Raw genomic sequence first — 21,616 nt, 5'->3', positions numbered from 1 at the left:
ACTTATTCTTAGAAAAAGGTGATTTTAGTCGATTTAGTAAATTATCATTTGTAGCACTAAATAGATATGTGCCAGAATTAGTTTTTAAGATGACATACTTAAAAAGTTGCTAAATATTAACAGTATAACAATTAGTTTCGGTCCTTAATTATCATTGTCTATAGCTTAGTTGTATATCTACTGGCTCTTTTTATCAATATATTAAATGCACGCATATTAAAAGTTTGATTTCATACTCACGAGCATGGAATCTTGGAATCACTTGGCCGTAAAGATTAAAGTGTGAAAAAGTGGATAATTTGAAATGGATAGCGAGGAATGAGCGTGCAATTAAAAACATATTCTAGAGGGCTGTTAATTGTCAGTACATGCTTTTTTCTACTTGGAACTGTGTTTGCCGTCAAATTTGCTCGTCTTGTTGGTGTTGAGAGTGAATACGATATAAAGCGCATTATTTTGATTGGTTGTGTTTGGTTGTTCTCATTGGGCCTATGTTTTGTAAAGGATATTGAATTTATAAGGTTTTCAACTGCGACTAAAGCGTTTGTCGGCATTTTTTTCACATTGGCGGTTTGCTCTGCATTACTCAGTAAACATCCATTTTGGAGTGGAATTGAAATTGCTAATATCGCACTCCTAATTTGCGCTTTTATCTTTTTCGTAATCAGTATGAGAACTTTCGAAAAGGATATTATCTACTTTTGGGTTTATACCAGCTTCTTATTATTTTCTGTATTTACGTTTGTTAAGTACATTCTTTTTTTGTTGTTTTCTTATGCTGATGCGCAAAGCTTTGACATTCACGGGCTCATTTCTGGTTATGTTAATGTGCGATTTTTTAATCAATTACAAGTGATGGTAATACCACTGCTATTTTTGCCATTCTTTAAGCAAGACTTAGCTAAGTTCAGAAGTGTTTCTTTTATCGTCATATCATTACATTGGATGGTGTTGTTACAGACAGAAGCGAGAGGAGGATTTCTGTCTCTGATTCTCGCATCGAGCATGATCATGTTATTTTTAGGTAAAGCTAGTCGTAGACAATTTATTTTTACTCTATTACGAACCATATTACTGGGGATTTTTTTGTGGTTAGTGTTTATTATTGCTATTCCGTATTGGCTTATGGAGAGTGCAAACTTCCAGTTTAGAACAACCAGTTCGGGACGTTTAGATTTATGGCTTTTTGTTTTAAAAAATATTCCAGAAAACCTTTTACTTGGATTTGGACCGATGAGCTTTACGTGGGCAGAAGGTAAACCATTACCGAATGCTCACCCGCACAATGCAATTATTCAATTACTTTATGAGTATGGGATTATAACATGCTTAGTCACTAGCTCATGGGTAATAACTAGAATTTACAGTAGATTACGAATGTTAAAGTTGGCTGGGAATTCTTCGGGAATATCGATTGTTTGTGCTGTTTTGTCAGGTCTAATTTACTCATTATTTAGTGGTGTTGCTGTGATGCCATTTGCGCAAATCCTGTTTATATTTTTGCTTTCTATGATGATGCAATACGGAGGGAATGATGTCTATAAGCTTGGAATACTTACCAGAATAGGGTTGTTTTTGCTGATATCTGCTATCAGTTGTTTACTACTAGCTACATATCAGTATCAAGAGTTGCTACCAGGCATGTTTCCCAGAATTTGGGTTCATGGGCTAATAAGTTACTAATAATATTAGCTTAGTTAATATTATTTTTTAATGATTAACATCATGAACTTATTTAAAAGTTTAGGTGGATTTGTACTTAAGCTATGGTTTGCATTCGTTTTGAGTATTATGAGTAAAAAAAACACCCTACGAGGAAGGTGTTTTTTCGATAATTAAATTGTACTTATTTAGCTGCCAGCTTTACATGTGGAAGTTGTCATATCACAAGTAATTGTTGTAGGTTTTGCATCTAATGCAGTGAATGTAGCATTGCCTGTTAATTTGGCTAGTCCTTCAGCTTTAGTAGGAAGTTCAGAACCAGATCCAGAAGCACAAGCAACTGGTGCGTATAATTTAACTGTGTCTAACTCTGCAATGATAGCCGCTGCATTTGCTTTGGTCGCAGCAGCAGCTTCACCTAAACAAGAGTTGATTTTACTTTTGTTTACATATTCTTGATAAGCAGGCAATGCGATTGCTGCAAGAATACCGATGATCGCAACTACGATCATTAATTCGATAAGAGTAAAACCCTTAGCGTTTTTGATTTGGTTAATACCTTTCATTTTTCTCTCCGTAAAATAGGCTGTGGCAATTTCAATCCTAGATGTTTAGCACACTTGTTTATAGTTGAGTGTGCTAAGTGGCAATCCATATGCCTAACGCCTTACAGACACAAATATGTGACATTAATTGTCACGATGTCGTTTATGTCGTCGCTTGTGCATATTACTTATACCACTGCGTGCAATGATTTAAGCTTTATGTGTCCATGATGACAAGGTTTGTTAATGCTTTCTTTCTAAAATGTGCTTTAGAGGACTAAACCTATGAAACATATTCAGTATAGCAAGTTTTATAGTTTAGCCATCGCTATGTTTGTTATCCATTTGACAGTGAATTCTGTCATTTATGGATAATAACCAGCTACTTACTTTATTGTGTCAGTATAGCATTTCGGCTGAGCTGCGATACTAGTGTAAAACGCATGTTTTATTAATTCGTAATATCGATATCAATAAGAAAGCGTTGAATCAATGTTACACAATTGATAAAGCATAGATGTTTTTTACAACTTTATTATTGCAGTACATGACCGAAAGGCCAACTCGCCTACGCTAAACGTTAGTATAAAAGGCTTAGGAAAGGAATAGTTTTATGATACAAATTAAAAATAAATGTCTAAAAAGGCTCTGTTTTCACATTTTCCGCACATTATACCCTATATGTATTTTGACGTGTTAGGTGTGTGGGAGATTTTATTTGACAATACTGCAACAAACGCCATTTTGCTGGCGCTTTTTTGATGGCCAATGTGACTGGTTTATACCCAAATTATTTCAACATCTCTGCTTTAGCGTTGTCGCAGGATAAAAACTAAAAGGCCTAGGTTCTAGAACGCTGCGCTGTTAGATGCTATAAAATCTTAGCAGCAAAGCGCTTGCATACGGTGACGAGAGATAGCAAGCTGTGGCAAGTGATGAGATACGAGTTAAAAGCCTAGGTTCTAGAAGCGCAGCGACCTAGCAGGACGAAGTCCGCTCTAGAACCTAAAAAATATAAGTATTAAGCCTTTAATCTCAACGATAAATCTAATGCTTTGACATGCTTCGTCAAGGCACCTACTGAAATATAATCAACGCCAGTTTGTGCAAAGGTGGCTAGGGTGTCTAAAGTGACATTACCTGAAACTTCTAACTTAGCGCCTTTATCTTGATCTTTATAACGATTATTAAGGCTCACTGCATCGACCATCATGGTGACGTCAAAGTTGTCGAGCATAATGATATCGGCTCCGCCATCGAGTGCTTGGGTTAGCTCTTCAAGTGACTCTACTTCGACTTCTACCGGCTTGTTACTATCTAAAGCGCGCGCTGCTGTAATGGCTTGTGAGATACCGCCACAAGCCATAATGTGGTTTTCTTTGATTAAGAACGCATCGAATAAACCAATGCGATGGTTTTTGCCGCCACCGCAGGTTACTGCATATTTTTGGGCCGTGCGAAGACCTGGAATAGTTTTACGGGTATCGAGCAATTGAGTATGGGTACCTGCAAGTTTATTAACGTACAGTTTGGTTAAGCTGGCTACCCCTGACAAGGTTTGAATGAAGTTCATTGCTGTTCGTTCGCCAGTTAAAATGGCGCGTGCTGGGCCAGATAGTTCGCATAACAATTGATTGGCTACAATTAAATCACCGTCATCAACATGCCAATGCAGCACGACTTCACTGCCTAGTTGATTAAATACTTGCTCTGCCCACGCTTTACCGCAAAAAACCCCATCTTCGCGGGTGATTAACGCACCGGAAACGTGTTTGTCTGCTGGGATAAGCTGAGCGGTAATATCAGCATTGAGCATATCGTGAATGGTATTATGGGCTGTGTGACCTAAGTCTTCATCAAGCGCTGTTTGCACTGCATGGCGGATGTCGTTTTCTAACATAAGCAAAGTCCTTGCTAAAGAGTGTGATAAGGCTAAACAGTATCTGCATTCAACGGAGTGTTTGTTACAGAAAGCATTTGTTAAAGATTACCATAACTTGGCTATATACTGACACTATCAAGTCGGCAATTTTCAGCGTTGGTTTTTCTATTTTATGCTGTTAAATTCAGATTGAGAATGGTTAAAGATGCTTAACTCGGGATATATAGGTGGTGATCAAATAATTCTTTGCTCCGCTAACTGTATTGCATTGACTTACAATAAGCTTAGTACTCACATTACGAGTGACAAGTGGTCGCACCTAGTTAGCAAAGCGAATGACAAGTTTGATATCCAATAGGCCAAACATTCTGATTTTGGCTTACAATCTCATCTCTTCACTCTTGTTGAAGTTATCTAGTTATGTTTAGAAGGATGGATATGCCAAAAGGCTTATTAAAACAAGGCTGGTTAGCCAGCGCTAGAAAGTGTATTTCGCCACATTTTAATTCACGGCCAACAGATGAGGTGAGTTTGTTGGTGATCCACAATATTAGTTTACCGGCGGGTTGTTTTGGCTTACCGCACATTGATGCACTTTTTCAAGGCTGCTTAGATACTGAGGCTGACGACAGTTTTGCTGAGTTGGCAGGCTTGCAAGTCTCGGCACACTTTTTAATTCGCCGCGATGGTGAAGTAGTGCAGTATGTGAGCTGTGATGATAGAGCATGGCATGCTGGTATCTCTGAATTCAACGGGCGTACGGGCTGTAACGACTTTGCGATTGGTATTGAGCTGGAAGGCACCGATAGTAGTGGTTATACCGATGAGCAATATCATCAATTAATGCTGTTAACATTGGAGTTAATGGCGCAATATCCTATGATTAACATAAATAATATTGTCGGCCATTGTGATATCGCACCAGGGCGTAAAACTGACCCCGGGTTTAGCTTTGATTGGCCTCGATATAAGCAAGCCATTGCCGTGGCTTAGGCTAATCTTGTGGCCATAGCTGTAGTTGGATTGTATTTGTTGATCGCATTTGCTGAGAGCATTTGTAGCTATCGCCCACGTAAGCACTGTTCTTTAATGGCGACAGCAGCAACTGAATAGAAGTTAAAAGGATATTCATGGCGTTATTTTCATTATTAGTGGCAATTCTAGTTGAGCGTATGAAACTTCTGCCGAGTGGTTGGCAGTTCGATAGTGTGATGATGCGTTACCAAAAGCAGTTTTGGGATAGCCAATCATTAAAGTCAGCAGTTGGTGTCGTGATTGCAATCGTGTTGCCTGCCTTATTAGTCCTGTTAATCAGTTTTCTGCTTGATGGCATTTTTTTTGATTTATTGAGCTTATTATTTTGGGTGTTGATATCGATTATTTGTTTTAGTCACCAAACATTACGAAGTGTGTTTAAGCAGTATATTCAAGCGGCATGCCGCGGCGATGTGCAAGCCTGTTATCGTTACGCTAGCGAGTTGGACCCTACAGAGTCTTTAGATGTCGTGGATGAACAGGATTTAGGCCGAAAAGTAGGCCAAACGGTGGCGTGGATTAATTACCGCTATTACGGCGCTGTGGCATTATATTTAATTTTTTTAGGTCCTGTTGGTGTAATTTTATATTGTACGGTGCGTTTTTATAGTGAGTACAACAGTAATAATAAGCTTGAAATGCCATTGGTCGATCGTTTACAGATAATATTTGATTGGTTGCCAAGTCGGGTGTTTAGTTTTGGTTATGTGTTAAGCGGCCAGTTTAGTGAAGGGTTAAGTGCTTGGCGACAATATGGTTTAAGTGTTAATACTGAAGCTAAAACAATAGTGACCCATACTGCGGTTGCCGCAGAGTCTTTACCTGAAGCAGGAGATGCGCCGTTGAGTGTGCAATCTACTTTGGCATTACTGGCATTGAGTAAGCGTAATTTTGTGTTATTGCTAACCATGGTTTCTGTATTAACTATTTTTGGTTTTGTTAGCTAGACTTTAGTGCGCTGCGCTTCTAGGGCGGACTACGTCCTGCTAGGACAGCTTCGCTGCTGAGATTTTATAGCTTCTAACAGCGTAGCGCCCTAGTTTCTAGGATTTTTCGGATAAATGGTCTGACCCCTTATGCATAAATTTCAGTTATGCTCTGGGCTTGAGCGTTTTAAACAAAGCGGTGTTCTTTTGTCGGTATGCTGATAACTAGACATGGCTTGTATGATTTGATAAAGTGCGCTCTCTCATATTAATTGGTAAGACCAATTGACAATTGCTTGTTTAGGGAGCAGAGCGCTACATGGCTTATATTAAGATTAACCAGCCAAAAATTTCTGATGTGATCATGGAGCAATTGGAGCGGATGATCCTTGAAGGCAGTTTGCAGCCTGGTCAGAAACTACCTCCTGAACGCGAACTCGCGGTACAATTTGAAGTGTCTCGTCCTTCATTACGTGAAGCGATTCAAAAATTAGAAGCTAAAGGGTTGCTCATGCGTCGTCAAGGCGGTGGCACCTATGTTAAAGAACAACTGTGGCAAAGTCTTGCCGATCCTATCGTTGAATTAATGCATAACGACTCAGAAAGTCAGTATGACTTACTCGAATTCCGTCACGCCACAGAAGGCATGATGGCGTATTATGCTGCGCTGCGCGGCACCGATGCGGATATGCAGAATATTCAAAAACGAATTATTGAAGTAGAAGCTGCGACGAATATTGAGGCCAAAGCTGCTGCCATTGTACGTTTTTATCGTGCGGTTGCTGAGGCGTCACACAATGTTGCTATGTTGCATTTAGTATTAAGTTTAACCCCTGTGCTGCACAAAAATGTCGCACAAAATTTGGAGCTTTTAAGCATACGCGAAGAAGCTTCCACCATGGCAAATGATCACAGACGCGCGTTACTGGCTGCGATTATACGCCGGGACCCAGACGCTGCACGTGAAGCTTCGAATGAGCATTTAAGCTACATCGAAGAAGTCATGTTGTCAGTAAGAGAAGAAGACAGTCGGTTGCAACGTAGTTTGCGCCGTTTAAAGAGCGGCGTGTAACACTTGTCACTTTGAATAAGAATACACTTTTGCTGTGTCAACAAGCAGCAAAAAGCCGAAATATAATCCGTATATAGAGAAGGACTGCGAGATGTCTGAAGATATGCTTCAAGATTTAGACCCATCAGAAACCCAAGAGTGGGTTGATGCTCTACAAGCTGTGTTAGAGCAAGAAGGGCCTGAACGTGCACACTTTTTACTCGAAAAATTAATCGACAAAGCTCGCCGTAACGGTACTCACTTACCGTATAACGCGACTACTGCGTATTTAAACACGATTCCAGCAGGCCAAGAGCCAAACATGCCTGGCAACCAAGAAATGGAACGCCGTATTCGGGCGATTATTCGCTGGAATGCATTGGCGATGGTGTTACGCGGTTCTAAGAAAGATTTAGAGCTTGGTGGCCATATCTCAAGTTTCGCGTCTAGTGCGACAATTTACGATGTGTGTTTTAACCATTTCTTCCGTGCGCCTAACGAGCATGACGGTGGTGATTTGGTGTATTTCCAAGGCCATATCGCACCCGGTATTTATGCGCGTTCGTTCCTTGAAGGCCGTATTACTGAAGACCAAATGGCCAACTTCCGTCAAGAAGTTGATGGCAAAGGTCTTTCTTCGTACCCACACCCTAAGTTAATGCCTACTTACTGGCAGTTCCCGACGGTATCGATGGGTCTAGGTCCTATTCAAGCGATTTACCAAGCGCGTTATTTGAAGTATTTAACTGACCGTGGTTTAAAAGATTGCTCTAAGCAGACTGTTTACTGTTTCTTAGGTGACGGTGAGTGTGATGAGCCAGAAGCATTAGGTGCTATTGGTTTAGCTGCACGTGAAGAATTAGATAACTTAGTATTTATCGTTAACTGTAACTTACAGCGTCTTGATGGTCCTGTTCGTGGTAACGGTAAAATTATCCAAGAACTTGAAGGCGAATTCCGCGGCGCAGGCTGGGAAGTGGTTAAAGTGATTTGGGGACGCTATTGGGATCCGTTATTGGCTCGTGATACTAGCGGTAAATTATTGCAGTTAATGGAAGAAACCGTAGACGGTGAATACCAAAACTGTAAAGCCAAAGGCGGCGCGTACACGCGTGAGCATTTCTTTGGTAAGTACCCAGAAACTGCCGAAATGGTTGCTAACATGTCAGATGATGACATTTGGCGTTTAAACCGTGGTGGTCATGATCCTGTTAAAGTTTACGCTGCACTTGAACATGCACAAAAAACCAAAGGTCGCCCAACCGTTATTTTAGCTAAAACAGTTAAAGGTTACGGTTTAGGTGATGCAGGCGAAGGTAAAAACATCGCTCACAACGTGAAGAAGATGGGCGCTGAGTCTATTCGTTACTTCCGCGATCGTTTCAATATCCCGATCCCTGATGACCAGCTAGAAGATTTGCCTTTCTATCATCCAGGTCCAGACTCTGAAGAAGTGAAATACTTAAAGAGTCGCCGTGAAGCATTATTAGGTTATTTACCGCAACGCCGTGAAAAATTCACTGAAGAGTTAGAAATTCCTTCATTGAAAATTTTTGATTCGATTTTAAAAGGCTCTAATGGCCGTGAAATCTCGTCAACGATGGCGTTTGTCCGAGTATTAACTGCGTTATTGAAAGACAAAGGTATTGGCAAGCGTATTGTGCCGATTATTCCTGATGAAGCACGTACTTTTGGTATGGAAGGTTTATTCCGTCAAGTGGGTATTTATGCTCACGAAGGCCAAAAATATATTCCACAAGATTCTGATCAAGTGGCGTACTACCGTGAAGATAAAACCGGTCAGGTTTTACAAGAAGGTATTAACGAATTAGGCGCAATGTCATCTTGGGTATCAGCTGCAACCAGCTACTCAGTCAATAACATGCCAACAATTCCGTTTTACATCTACTACTCTATGTTCGGTTTCCAACGTATTGGTGACATGGCATGGGCTGCTGGCGACATGCGCGCACGTGGTTTCTTAGTAGGTGGAACTTCAGGTCGTACAACATTGAACGGCGAAGGTTTACAGCATCAAGATGGTCATAGCCACGTATTAGCTAATACTATTCCAAACTGTATCTCTTACGATCCAACTTACGGTTATGAAATTGCGGTTGTAGTGCAAGATGGTATTCGTCGTATGTATGGCGAAAATCAAGAAGATATCTTCTACTACCTAACCACAATGAACGAAAACTATGTTCAGCCAGAAATGCCAGCCGGTGCCGAAGAAGGTATTGTCAAAGGTATTTACAAGCTTGAAACAGTTGCCGGTAGTGGTAAAGGTAAAGTGCAGTTAATGGGTTGCGGTACGATACTTGAAGAAGTGCGTAAAGCAGCACAAGCATTAGCAAAAGACTTTGGCGTAAGCGCTGACGTATTCAGTGTGACTAGCTTTAACGAGTTAACTCGTGACGGCCAAGCTGCTGAACGTTGGAACATGTTGCATCCAACAGCTGAACCTAAGCAAGCGTATATTAGCCAAGTATTATCTGCAGACGCGCCAGCGATTGTGGCGACTGACTATATGAAGATATACGGCGAGCAATTACGTGCTTTCGTACCGACAGACTATAAAGTACTTGGTACTGATGGTTTTGGTCGTAGCGATAGCCGCGCAAACTTACGTCATCACTTTGAAGTAGATGCTAAGTTTATTGTTATTGCGGCACTGAAGTCTCTTGTTGAGCGTAATGAAATGCCTGTTGATGTGTTGACTAAAGCCATCGCTGAATATGGTATTGATGCTGACAAGATTAACCCACAGTTCGCGTAAGGGGATACAAAATGGCTGAATTAAAAGAAGTTTTGGTTCCTAATATCGATACTGATGCAGTACAGGTTATTGAAATTTGTGCTGCGGTTGGTGATTATCTTGAAAAAGAAGCATCAATCATTACAGTTGAAAGTGATAAAGCGACCATGGACATTCCAGCACCTTTTGCTGGTACGTTAGCAGAATTAAAAATCGCTGTCGGTGATACCGTTTCTGAAGGTACCTTAATTGCTATGATGAGTGCAGCTAACGCTGCACCGGCTAAAGCAGAAGCTGCTGCGCCAGCACCTAAAGCTGAAGCGCCAGTGGCACAAGCTGCAGCTCCTGCACCAGTGACGCCTGTTGCCGCACCAAGTGTTGGTAGCTCAGAAGTCATTGAAGTTAAAGTACCTGATATCGGCGGCGACACTGATGTGTCTGTCATCGAAGTATTGGTTGCTGTTGGCGATAGCATTGACGTTGATACGGGTTTAATTACCTTAGAAACTGACAAAGCAACAATGGATGTACCATCACCTAAAGCAGGTGTGGTTAAATCAGTGACAGTGGCCGTTGGCGACAAAGTGTCTGAAGGTTCATTGGTTATCACGCTAGAAGTAGCCGGTTCAGCACCTGTTGCATCTGCGCCACAAGCTGCCGCTCCAGTAGCACAAGCAGCTCAGGCTCCAGCAGCACAAGCCGCAACGACAACTCAAGTACAAGAAATTCATGTGCCTGATATTGGCGACGCCAATGATGTTGATATTATCGAAGTGCTGGTTGCTGTTGGTGATGAAATCACTGCAGATCAAGGGTTAATTACCCTTGAAACAGACAAAGCGACAATGGAAGTACCAGCACCATTTGCCGGTAAACTTGTGTCGTTAACGGTTAAAGTGGGTGATAAAGTGTCTCAAGGTAGCTTAATTGCGACTATTGAAACCGCTAGCTCAGCACCAGTGGCACAAGCTGCGCCGACTCAAGCAGAGCCTGCTGCAGCGGCAGCCGCACCAACTATGGCTGCCAATCGTCCATCAACTCCACCAGTGCCGTTTCACCCAAGTGCTGCTGTTACTGCGTCAACCGGCGTTGTTCATGCATCGCCTGCGGTACGTCGCTTAGCGCGTGAGTTTGGTGTTGATTTAACCAAGGTTTCTGGTACTGGCCGTAAAGCGCGTATTTTGAAAGAAGATGTGCAAGCGTTTGTGAAATACGAATTATCACGCCCTAAAGCAACGGCTGCTACAGCGGTTTCTGGTGGTGCTGGTGGCTTAAACGTGATTGCAGCGCCTAAAGTTGATTTCAGTAAGTTTGGTGAAGTGGAAGAAATACCACTAAGCCGTATCCAGAAAATATCTGGTCCTAACTTACATCGCAACTGGGTAACCATTCCACATGTTACTCAGTTTGACGAAGCTGATATCACTGAGATGGAAGCATTCCGTAAGCAGCAGAACGACCTTGCTGCCAAGAAGAAAGCGGATTACAAGATCACTCCATTAGTGTTCATGATGAAAGCCGTCGCCAAAGCATTAGCTGAGTTCCCAGTATTTAACTCTAGTTTGAGTGCTGATGGTGAGTCGCTTATTCAGAAGAAGTACTTCCACATTGGTGTTGCTGTTGATACACCAAACGGCCTAATGGTTCCGGTTGTACGTGACGTTGATAAGAAAGGCATTGTTGAATTGTCGCGTGAGTTAACTGACATTTCTATCCGTGCTCGTGACGGTAAACTTAAGTCTGCTGACATGCAAGGTAGCTGTTTTACTATTTCAAGTTTAGGTGGCATTGGCGGTACGGCATTTACGCCGATTGTTAACTACCCAGACGTGGCGATTTTAGGTGTATCAAAATCTGAGATTAAGCCAAAGTGGAACGGTAAAGAGTTTGAACCTAAATTAATGTTGCCGTTATCGTTGTCATATGACCATCGCGTTATTGATGGCGCAATGGCTGCACGCTTTAGTGTGACCTTGTCTGCGATACTATCAGACATTCGTACATTGATTTTATAACCCAAAAGGTCGCTCATATGAGCGACCTTTTTATTGTGATCGGTTTCAAACAAATTGATTTGAGTATAAAATGCGCCCATCCCAATTTTTTAGTCCACAATTGAAAGAAATTGGAAGTGAAACGTAAGTTTCAAGCTGGCGACATCGACATTTGGGCCGATCCGTCTTTCACACGGAATGAACAAGATTAGAGGAAATCATGAGCAACGAAATCAAAACTCAAGTAGTCGTACTAGGAGCAGGCCCAGCAGGTTATTCTGCGGCGTTTCGTGCTGCTGACTTAGGCTTAGACACCATAATTGTTGAGCGTTTCAGTACCCTTGGTGGTGTGTGTCTGAATGTTGGCTGTATCCCTTCAAAAGCACTATTGCACGTAGCAAAAGTCATTGAAGAAGCCAAAGCTGTTGCTGACCATGGTGTTGTTTTTGGTGAGCCAAAGATTGATTTAGACAAATTACGTGGTTTTAAAAACAAAGTAATTAGCCAGTTAACGGGCGGATTAGGCGGAATGTCTAAAATGCGTAAAGTTAACGTGGTTAATGGTTTTGGTAAATTTACTGGTCCTAATAGCTTAGAAGTCACTGCGGAAGATGGCACTGTGACCGTTGTTCAGTTTGAACAAGCGATTATTGCTGCCGGTTCACGTCCAATTAAATTACCATTTATTCCACATGAAGACCCACGTATTTGGGACTCAACTGATGCACTTGAACTGAAAGAAGTTCCAGGTAAGTTATTAGTAATGGGTGGCGGTATTATCGGTCTAGAAATGGGTACTGTGTATTCATCTTTAGGAAGCGAAATTGACGTGGTTGAAATGTTTGACCAAGTTATTCCTGCTGCAGATAAAGACGTTGTCCGTGTATTCACTAAGCAAATCAAGAAGAAGTTTAATCTTATTCTTGAAACTAAAGTGACCGCAGTTGAAGCAAAAGACGACGGTATTTACGTAACAATGGAAGGCAAGAAAGCACCTGCTGAGCCAGTTCGTTACGATGCTGTTTTAGTGGCAATTGGTCGCTCACCAAATGGTAAGTCTCTTGCTGCTGAAAAAGCAGGTGTTAATGTTGATGAGCGCGGCTTTATCAATGTTGATAAGCAGTTACGTACTAACGTACCGCACATTTATGCTATCGGTGATATCGTTGGTCAACCTATGTTGGCTCATAAAGGTGTGCATGAAGGTCATGTTGCCGCTGAAGTTATTGCTGGTATGAAGCATTACTTTGACCCTAAAGTGATTCCTTCAATTGCTTATACTGACCCAGAAGTAGCATGGGTAGGTCTAACTGAGAAAGAAGCAAAAGAGCAAGGTGTTGCTTATGAAACTGCTACTTTCCCTTGGGCTGCTAGCGGCCGTGCAATTGCATCTGATTGCAGCGAAGGCATGACCAAGTTAATTTTCGACAAAGAAACTCATCGTATCATCGGTGGTGCTATTGTTGGTGTTAACGGTGGCGAATTATTAGGTGAAATTGGCCTAGCGATTGAGATGGGTTGTGATGCTGAAGATTTAGCATTAACGATCCATGCTCACCCGACTTTATATGAATCAATCGGTTTAGCTGCTGAAATGTATGAAGGTTCAATTACTGACTTACCTAACCCTAAAGCGGTTAAGAAGAAGTAATTTACGCGAACTAAATAGCCTTAAAAAAGCATTCCATTTCGGGATGCTTTTTTTTGTCTTTTTTTTTGATATTTTAGGCTAGTCTTAATCATAACTGTTTGTAAGCCCTATTCAGTTATAGGGACATTTTGCAGCATGCCGATTTAGTCTGATTGAAAGTGAATCTAATTATGATTAGCTCGGGGGTGACTTTCCTATTAAAATAATGTTAAAACATTAATATTATTTATAAAAATCTCATTTTAATCGTCCAGAATAACGACAACAACCTATGTTGATTTTGGCGGCAGAAAAAAATTATCACAACACCAAGATGATTAATGTGTGGATGACGATAAACCTGTTTTTACTACGTGTGGGGCTTGCCTGCATTTGATCACGTAAAGGATAAATTGAATTTATGACCAGAGCTGTATTGGTAAGCCTAGGCTGTTTTATATTATCCTTATTTACGGTATTACCTGCATGTAGTGCAGACATTGTTCAGCGAGTATTTAACGCCAAAGATGGTTTAGCTAATGCGACTATTCAAGACATTAGTTTTGACGGTTATGGTCACGTATGGCTGGCGACTCAACAAGGTCTTTATCGCGTTAGTAATAGTAAGGTAAGGCGCATTGATAAAGTGGGGTTTGACTCGGTACTTGATGATGAACTGATTACAACAGTAGTTAATTCTGGCCAAGACCATTTGCTTGTTGGTACTAATTCCTCGTTATATCTTTACAGTATTTTAGACAATCACTTCAGCTTATTGCTTAAACCTGAAGATAATGATGCGACTAATATCAATAAAAGTATTCGCGTGGCGGCAACTCAGCGTCAGCTTGATGGACGGTTGCTGATGCTCGCTTACTCTGGCCAAGTGTATTATTTTGATGATGCTTCTCAGCAATTGTCTTTATCTCCAAGCCATTCATTAGACCACAATTTACCTTGGCGCAATGCGCTTGAGTTACACAACTCCCAGTATTTGTTTTCGACTAATCACGAACTTCAGCTGCACCAGGCCGATGGAACCTTCATTGGCACATTTCCGTGGTCTGATAAAAACGATTCCATCAGAAAGTTGTTCCAAGATAAACAACAAAGAGTGTGGATGCTGACATCGAAAGGGTTATTTAAGGTCGATATTGAGACGCTTACCGTGCAATCGGTGCCTGAAATTCCCTATTATGTTGATCAAATGGAACAAGATCTTAATGGTGATTTGTGGATTTCAAGCCGAGCAGGATTGATATTTTGGAGTCCAGAAAATAACAAATTAACCGTATATCGAGACGAGCTTAAGCAGCGAGCCAACATTGATTACATTCATGATATGGCGGTGGATTCTAATGGTTTATTGTGGGTTGGTGGCTCAGGTGATGGGTTGGCGGTGATTGCTGGTAAACCTCATTTTTTAATTGAAGATTATTCTAAAAAGCCACCCTATCAACTTGATAATGAAATGGTGTGGTCGGTATACAGCGAAGGCGATAAGGTGTGGCTAGGTACCGATGGTGGTTTGTCTGTAGTTAACACTCAGAACCAAACTTCAACCATGGTTATTCCCACAGGTTTTGCACTGAGCGACAGTATTTACAGGATTGAATCCTTGAACGCGGAGCATCTTGTGTTGGCCACTACCAGTGGTTTATATGTAGTCAATAAAAAGACTAATGTCAGTACCAATTTTGCTACATGGAGCGGTGGTAGCGAGTCACTAAACGATAGAATTGTTATTGGGATTTATCGTGATGAACTACACAAAGATGTCATTTGGTTTACCACCAATAAGGGTCTGTATTATTGGCAAAATGGTAATGCTGATTTAACGTTACAAGTTTTATCAGATGGGCAGCAGTCATTGAGTAATACCTTTTATAAAGCTTTATTAAGGGATGATGCTGGGCATTTATGGATTAGTGGCGGTAAACATTTTGGCTATTTGACGACCTCTGGCGAATATATTTCTAAAGTGGATGTATTTGCTGATTTTACTAATGTCCCAACCATGAATAGTCTTATGCAAGTGTCACCGGGTGTTATCTGGTTAGGTACGTCCCAGCAAGGGATTTATCAATTTAATACTCAAACCGATGAGGTTATTTCGCTGGATCAACAGTGGAAGATCGATTGTAAAGTGGTGTTCTTTTTACAAGATACTGAAACAGATCATATCGTTGGCTGTGCCAGTGCCATTATTAAGGTTAATAAGGCGACAGGCAAAGTCAGTTCGTATAGCCATAAAGACGGTTTTATTTCCGATGAATTTAATGAGTCGGCAAAATTTTATGATCCTGATAAAGGCTTTTTTGTGGGTACGCCAGACGGCGCAATGTTAATCGACCTCGATAAACTGGCGCCGCGCACTGTTAATGACAAAGTGATACTTGAATCTGTATCGGTGTTTTATGAAAACAATACCGAGGTTTATCTCATTCCAAGTCAATTGTCGCAAGTAGAACCCGGTGCCAGTTTAATTAGCTTTCAAATTGCCGTACTCGATTACCTTGATGATAAGCCGATGACCATACAGTATCGTTTGGTTAAAGATGGCGCAGACTCTGGCAATTACGTGCTATTAGAGGGCCAGTCACAGATTAATATTACCGGTTTAAGCGCTGGGGCGTATGCACTTGAGCTTTTATATAAAAGAAATGGTGTGTGGTCGAATGAGCCATTTCAATATCGATTTACGGTAAAGCAGTTTTGGTGGCGCTCGCAACAATTTACTGGTGCATTGATTTTTAGCATTTTGCTGATAGCCGCCATTATATTGTTATACAGACAGAGACAAATTCATCGTTTTAAGCAAATGAATCATGCATTGATTGAAAGTGACGAACGCTTACGTCAATCGTTAAAAGGCAGCGACTCTGACCTATGGGAATGGCATGCATCAACACAAGTGCTGTCACTCGATAACCGAGGTGGGGTATTAGGACCAGACACGCACATTAACGTTAAATTAGAAGATATCCCAGTACATCAAGACGATGTTGAGAGAATCACATCTGTGTGGCAGGACCTTGTTAACGGTAAAGTGGAGATGATTGATGCCGAGTATCGATATCGTAATCAGCATGATCATCAGTGGCATTGGTTACGCATTAAAGGCCGTGCTATTGAGGTAGATATTAACAATGGAAGGTTAATTTATGCTGCAGGGATGTATACCGATATTACTCAACAAAGAACCCTTGAAAGTGAAGCCAATTTATTAGCCCAAGCATTTGAAAATACCTCCGAAGGCATGTTGATATTAGACATGAAAAAGAACATAAAAATTAGCAACGCAGCGGCTAATTTAATTCTAGCGGCTAAAAAGAGTGATTTAGCTGGCAAACCTTTTTCCGATTTAGTGTTTGAGACTATAGAGCCTTTTGACATGGAAGAGGTGTTCGATAAGGAACGTTTTTGGACTGGAGAATGTGAGTTTAATTGCAGTGATGGTAGCCGATGCCCTGTTTGGATAAATGTATCGACCATGTTTAATATGAATGGTTCGGCATTACATTATGTGGTGGTATTTTCAGATATCACTGAACGTAAGCATAATGAGTTACATCTGCGCCGTTTAGCAAACAATGACATGTTAACTGGCTTAGCTAATCGAGCGATGTTTTCGCGTCGATTGGGCCAAGTTATTGAAACGGCAAAACAGCATAAAGAAACCTTAGCGTTATTATTTTTAGATCTCGACAGATTTAAACATGTTAATGACTCATACGGCCACAGTATGGGTGATGCATTACTCGTTGAAGCTGCAAGTAGGCTGCAGTCTTGTTTGTCTGAAGAGCATTTGTTGTGTCGCTTTGGCGGTGATGAATTTGTTATTTTGCTGCGTGATGCAAAAGACGTCGACACCATTAACCACATTGCAAAACAGTTATTAAAACAAATAGAAACTCCTTTTAAATTATACGGACGAGAATTTTTCATTTCGACCAGCATTGGTATTAGCATTTGGTCTGATGATGATCAAACGCCTGAAACCTTGATTAAAAACGCCGATTTAGCCATGTACCATGCTAAAGAAGAAGGCCGTGGTAATTTTCAATATTATTCAGCAGAACGTAATGCAGAAGCGTTGTATCACTTGCGCATAGAGGCTGATTTACATCGAGCGATACTGTGCAATGAATTTGAATTGTATTATCAGCCTCAGATAGATGTTGACCAACAAAATAGTATTGTTGGCGTTGAAGCATTAATTCGTTGGAAACACCCAAAAGATGGCATGGTTAACCCCGATGTGTTCATTGGTATTGCAGAATCTTGCGGCTTGATTGTTGAGATTGATCGTTGGGTACTTACCCAAGCTTGTCTCGACGGTGCAGATTGGCATCAGCGATATCAAAGCGAGATAACAGTGTCGGTTAATGTGTCTGCAATGCATTTTAGACAACCAGATTTTATCGACTTTTTGACTGCGACATTGCATCAAACTGGTATGCCTGCTAGATGTTTGTCGGTAGAAATTACCGAAGGCGTATTGATGAAAGAAATTGATATTGCCAGCCAGCATTTACGCGCGTTAGAGCAGTTAGGTATTGATGTTGCCATCGATGATTTCGGTACCGGTTATTCGTCGCTTGCGTATTTACGTTCATTCCAAGTCAATATTCTGAAAATTGATCGCTCGTTTTTAATCCATATTGACACCCATCAAGCCGATCAAGCCATTGTGAGCAGTATTATTGAATTAGCTCGTAACCTATCCCTTGAGGTCGTTGCTGAAGGCGTGGAAACATCTGAACAGCTTGCACAAGTCGTTCAGCGTGGTTGCCACATTATTCAGGGATATTATTTTGCCAAGCCGATGCCCAAAGCCGAACTTGAGCTCGATATTAAGCGACAAATGGGGATTAATGAATGATGTGTTCATTGATGATGCCAAGGTAATCTTCTTGCTGCTATCCATTAGTATGGGTATTGGTTAAATTTTGTTAGAATAAGTTGTTTTTACTTACTTTCGGAATGATTTATGCAACAAATTTTGCGCCTTAACTTATCTACCTGGTTTTTGGCTAGCTGTATTTGCTTTAGCCTAGCAGTGCAACCTGTCTATGCTGCGAAAAAAGCCGCTAAAGAAAGACCCACTATTGGCTTAGTGCTGAGTGGCGGTGGGGCAAAAGGGGCTGCACATATTGGTGTGTTGAAAGTACTTGAGAAATATCATATTCCGGTCGATTACATTGCGGGTACCAGTATTGGCGCTTACGTTGCTGGTATGTACGCGTTAGGCTATAACGCCGACCAAATTGAAGAAATCATGCTCAGTGGTGAATGGTCTAAAGGCTACTCAGACACCATTCCGCGCGATAAGTTAAGCTATCGTGATAAACAGCAACGTGATCAGTTTAATATTCCACTGACTGTGGGTTATAACAATAATAGCTTAACCTCACCTAGTGGTTTGTTACGTGGTCAAAGCATGTCTCAACTATTACGTCACTCGACAGGCTTAGTCGAACAGTTTGGTGACTTTGATGAACTCGCGATTCCGTACCGAGCGGTAGCGACGGATTTGGCAACCAGTGAAGCGGTGGTGTTATCCAGCGGCAGTGTAGTACAAGCCATGCAAGCATCTGCCACAGTACCAGGAGCATTGCAGCCAGCACTGATTAACGGTCGTTTACTGGTTGATGGCGGAATTGCCAATAATATGCCTATCGATGTGGTGAAAGCCATGGGGGCAGATATCATTATTGCCGTCGATATTGGTTCTGCACTCACCAAACAAGAAAACTTGGACAGTACTATTGCCGTACTAGAGCAGCTCTCAACCATTTTGACTCAAGCGAGCACCGCCCGCCAAAAGACCTTACTGACGACTGGTGATATTCTCATTCGTCCCGCCATTGATAGCCTAAGTACCACTGATTTTTCAATCATGCCATTAGCGCTTAAATTAGGTGAAGATGCCGCTATATTAGAGTTGGTGAAGCTAGAACCGCTTGGTATTGGTGAGCAAGACTATTTGGCTTATCAAGCGGATAAATTACAACAAAGCTTAATGTGGATCGATCCACTTAAAAAACCCATCTATAAAATTGCTTTTGATAATCAATCAAAAGTCAGCGAAAAATTACTGCGCGATCGTTTAGGGATTACCGAAGGCGTTGTACTAACCAAAGAAGAGTTAAATTTAGCCTTAAACCGAGTGTATTCATTGAATAAATTCGAGCGTGTCGATGCTGAGTTTGAAGATGTTGAGCAAGGCCGAATTTTAACCATTACCACCCGAGCAAAATCATGGGGGCCGAATTACTTTCAAGCAGGCTTTAACTGGGAAGATGACTTCACCTTAGATTCAGCTATTACGTTAAGCTTGGCTTACACCATGACCGACTTAACCGAAAATGGTGGTGAGTGGCGTAATGAATTAGAACTTGGGTATAAAAAGTTAGTCGGCACTGAGTTTTATCAGCCATTAGATCGTGATCAAACATTTTATAGCCTAGCGCGATTCCAGTATGAAATGAAAGATTGGGATTTAATTGATCAAGATAGCCGTTATGTTGAACTCGAAAATAATGTCGCTCAAATCGTTTTAGGTATCGGCTATAACTTTAATTCAGATGGAATTATCGAATTAGGCTTTGTCGGCGAAGATGGTCGGGTTAGCAGTGAATTTGGCTCGGTTGATTCACTAGATTATCATTCAACGGGTGGCTATTTTAAAGTGGCCTACGACAGCCTAAACAGCATTAGCTTCCCGACTGAAGGTAATCGAATTACCTTTGTCAGCTACTTAAGAGACGAATCCTACAATGGATTAAGCAATGTCGATACGACCTTTAGTGATGATCTTGCTTGGCAATTTGAAGCGGATTGGAAGGGTGCGTTGAAACTCGGAAATCACGCCATTGTAGGTAAGGTGGAGCTGGCGACCGTAGAGAATGACGGTAACTTTACCTTGCATGTGGCAGATTTAGGCGGTTTCTTGAATTTGTCGGGTTTCCGTAAAGACACCTTAATTGGTGCACATAAAGTGTTTGGGGCAGTGATCTATCAATACGATCTCGGCCGTGATGTATTGATCACCGACTTGCCTTTGTATTTAGGAACCAGTCTTGAAGCCGGTAATGTGTGGTTTGATCGTGATGATGTCGATTTAGATGATTTAATTTATGCCGGTAGTTTCTATCTCGGAACCGACACCGATTGGGGCCCTGCAGCATTAGGTTTTGGTTTTACCGACCGCGGTGAAACAGCATTTTACTTATTTGTTGGTAAAAACTTTTAGGCAGTCTATCTAAGCCAAAAGCCTAGAGCGCTACGCGGCTAGAGGCTATAAAATCTTGGTGACGAGCGGTGGCAAGCGATAACAATCGAGCTAAAAGCGCTCTATCCGTGAGCGCAGCGTTCGCTGTTATTGATTGTTATCGTCCTCGCAGCTTAGCAACTCTAGCAGGACGCAGTCAGCTCTAGCAGCGCAGCGACCTTGTTAAGCAGCGCGGGTAATAATCCGGCATGAGCAAGTTGGTTATGGGCAATCACCCATTTAGTTTGTGTGGCTGTGTGGGGCGCAGGAATGGCTACGGTTTGCATACTGGCAGCCCGCGCGGCAATTAAACCATTAAACGAATCTTCAATTGCGATGCATTGTCCTGGCGCAATGCCCAGTCCTTTAGCGCAATTTAAATATACTTCAGGATGTGGTTTGCCATAATCGAGATTTTCAGCGGACTCAATCGCATCAAAATAATGGCCAATGGCCAACTTATGCAGCACAGCTTCAATAATTAATGATGATGACGATGTGGCTAAACCTATTTTAAGCCCTAAACGTTTGCACGTCTCTAGCGACTCAATAACGCCTCGCATTGGTTCACCATTGGCTTTTATTTGGCTTACAACTTCATTAACTATGGTATTGGCCGTAGCTGTATTGTCGTAATTTGGCCAAGGAAAACGTTGGTGCCAATAGCTAACAACATGATCAATACGCAAGCCTGTGGTTTGCTCCACTTCTTCAAGGCTGAGATTAAGTCCAAAGCTATTTAGGACAGTCTGCTCGGCCAACTGCCAAGCCGGTTCGGAATCGATTAAAATCCCATCCATATCAAAAATAACGGCTTTTATTTGGTTCGACACAATACTGACTCCATAAACGGCACA

12 protein-coding genes are annotated in these 21,616 nt (G+C 41.5%); 9 read left to right on the top strand and 3 right to left on the bottom strand.

All coding sequences use genetic code 11. The features are described 5' to 3' along the window. The first annotated feature begins 318 nt into the window (after positions 1-318). Entirely contained in the window at positions 319-1,683 is a 1,365-nt protein-coding gene (locus EGC86_RS04980; RefSeq protein WP_245423101.1) for an O-antigen ligase family protein, read from the top strand. Positions 1,684-1,850: 167 nt separating this feature from the next. Here EGC86_RS04980 and EGC86_RS04975 read toward each other — a convergent pair whose 3' ends face one another. Both EGC86_RS04975 and nadC read right to left on the bottom strand, forming a co-directional pair. Then, positions 1,851-2,228: a prepilin-type N-terminal cleavage/methylation domain-containing protein gene (locus EGC86_RS04975; RefSeq protein ID WP_123776807.1), complete on the bottom strand. Its 378-nt coding sequence runs from the start codon at positions 2,226-2,228 to the stop codon at positions 1,851-1,853. Between the two features lie 1,000 nt (positions 2,229-3,228). Next, the gene (gene nadC, locus EGC86_RS04970; RefSeq protein WP_123776806.1) at positions 3,229-4,107 is read right to left on the bottom strand and encodes a carboxylating nicotinate-nucleotide diphosphorylase; all 879 of its coding nucleotides are present in this window, start codon (positions 4,105-4,107) and stop codon (positions 3,229-3,231) included. A gap of 420 nt (positions 4,108-4,527) precedes the next feature. Here nadC and ampD point away from each other — a divergent pair, with 420 nt between their 5' ends. From ampD to EGC86_RS04930, 8 genes are all read left to right on the top strand, one after another. Further along, on the top strand, positions 4,528-5,082 hold the full coding sequence (gene ampD / locus EGC86_RS04965) for a 1,6-anhydro-N-acetylmuramyl-L-alanine amidase AmpD (RefSeq protein ID WP_123776805.1): 555 nt from the start codon (positions 4,528-4,530) through the stop codon (positions 5,080-5,082). 137 nt (positions 5,083-5,219) lie between these two features. Continuing rightward, on the top strand, positions 5,220-6,071 hold the full coding sequence (gene ampE, locus EGC86_RS04960) for a beta-lactamase regulator AmpE (RefSeq protein ID WP_123776804.1): 852 nt from the start codon (positions 5,220-5,222) through the stop codon (positions 6,069-6,071). Between the two features lie 298 nt (positions 6,072-6,369). Beyond that, positions 6,370-7,122 carry a pyruvate dehydrogenase complex transcriptional repressor PdhR gene (pdhR, locus tag EGC86_RS04955; RefSeq protein WP_011639192.1) on the top strand — a complete coding sequence of 251 codons (753 nt, stop codon included), beginning with the start codon at positions 6,370-6,372 and terminating at the stop codon, positions 7,120-7,122. Positions 7,123-7,213: 91 nt separating this feature from the next. Next, complete coding sequence (gene aceE, locus EGC86_RS04950; RefSeq protein WP_011639191.1) at positions 7,214-9,880, top strand: pyruvate dehydrogenase (acetyl-transferring), homodimeric type; 2,667 nt, start codon at positions 7,214-7,216, stop codon at positions 9,878-9,880. Positions 9,881-9,891: 11 nt separating this feature from the next. Continuing rightward, a complete protein-coding gene (aceF, locus tag EGC86_RS04945) occupies positions 9,892-11,874 on the top strand; it encodes a pyruvate dehydrogenase complex dihydrolipoyllysine-residue acetyltransferase (RefSeq protein ID WP_123776803.1) in 1,983 nt (660 codons plus the stop codon). Between the two features lie 199 nt (positions 11,875-12,073). Next, on the top strand, positions 12,074-13,504 hold the full coding sequence (gene lpdA / locus EGC86_RS04940; RefSeq protein ID WP_011639189.1) for a dihydrolipoyl dehydrogenase: 1,431 nt from the start codon (positions 12,074-12,076) through the stop codon (positions 13,502-13,504). Positions 13,505-13,904: 400 nt separating this feature from the next. Further along, a complete protein-coding gene (locus EGC86_RS04935) occupies positions 13,905-18,368 on the top strand; it encodes an EAL domain-containing protein (protein WP_123776802.1) in 4,464 nt (1,487 codons plus the stop codon). Positions 18,369-18,476: 108 nt separating this feature from the next. Beyond that, entirely contained in the window at positions 18,477-20,741 is a 2,265-nt protein-coding gene (locus EGC86_RS04930; RefSeq protein WP_011639187.1) for a patatin-like phospholipase family protein, read from the top strand. Between the two features lie 161 nt (positions 20,742-20,902). On the opposite strand, the gene hxpB is transcribed toward EGC86_RS04930, so the two are convergent. Further along, positions 20,903-21,595, bottom strand: coding sequence for a hexitol phosphatase HxpB (hxpB, locus tag EGC86_RS04925; RefSeq protein ID WP_123776801.1), 693 nt, complete (start codon positions 21,593-21,595; stop codon positions 20,903-20,905). Between the last annotated feature and the right edge of the window lie 21 nt (positions 21,596-21,616).

It is taken from the genome of Shewanella frigidimarina, assembly GCF_003797125.1.
In the GTDB taxonomy this organism is placed as follows: Bacteria; Pseudomonadota; Gammaproteobacteria; order Enterobacterales; family Shewanellaceae; genus Shewanella; species Shewanella frigidimarina.
Note: the sequence above shows the minus strand (reverse complement) of the source record. Positions and strands in the feature narration are given on the sequence as shown.

Coding starts and splice junctions, on each gene's coding strand:
- aceF (WP_123776803.1), top strand. CDS start 9,892: ATGGCTGAATTAAAAGAAGTTTTGGTTCCTAATATCGATACTGATGCA.
- EGC86_RS04975 (WP_123776807.1), bottom strand. CDS start 2,228: ATGAAAGGTATTAACCAAATCAAAAACGCTAAGGGTTTTACTCTTATC.
- ampE (WP_123776804.1), top strand. CDS start 5,220: ATGGCGTTATTTTCATTATTAGTGGCAATTCTAGTTGAGCGTATGAAA.
- nadC (WP_123776806.1), bottom strand. CDS start 4,107: ATGTTAGAAAACGACATCCGCCATGCAGTGCAAACAGCGCTTGATGAA.
- ampD (WP_123776805.1), top strand. CDS start 4,528: ATGCCAAAAGGCTTATTAAAACAAGGCTGGTTAGCCAGCGCTAGAAAG.
- pdhR (WP_011639192.1), top strand. CDS start 6,370: ATGGCTTATATTAAGATTAACCAGCCAAAAATTTCTGATGTGATCATG.
- EGC86_RS04935 (WP_123776802.1), top strand. CDS start 13,905: ATGACCAGAGCTGTATTGGTAAGCCTAGGCTGTTTTATATTATCCTTA.
- lpdA (WP_011639189.1), top strand. CDS start 12,074: ATGAGCAACGAAATCAAAACTCAAGTAGTCGTACTAGGAGCAGGCCCA.
- EGC86_RS04930 (WP_011639187.1), top strand. CDS start 18,477: ATGCAACAAATTTTGCGCCTTAACTTATCTACCTGGTTTTTGGCTAGC.
- EGC86_RS04980 (WP_245423101.1), top strand. CDS start 319: ATGAGCGTGCAATTAAAAACATATTCTAGAGGGCTGTTAATTGTCAGT.
- aceE (WP_011639191.1), top strand. CDS start 7,214: ATGTCTGAAGATATGCTTCAAGATTTAGACCCATCAGAAACCCAAGAG.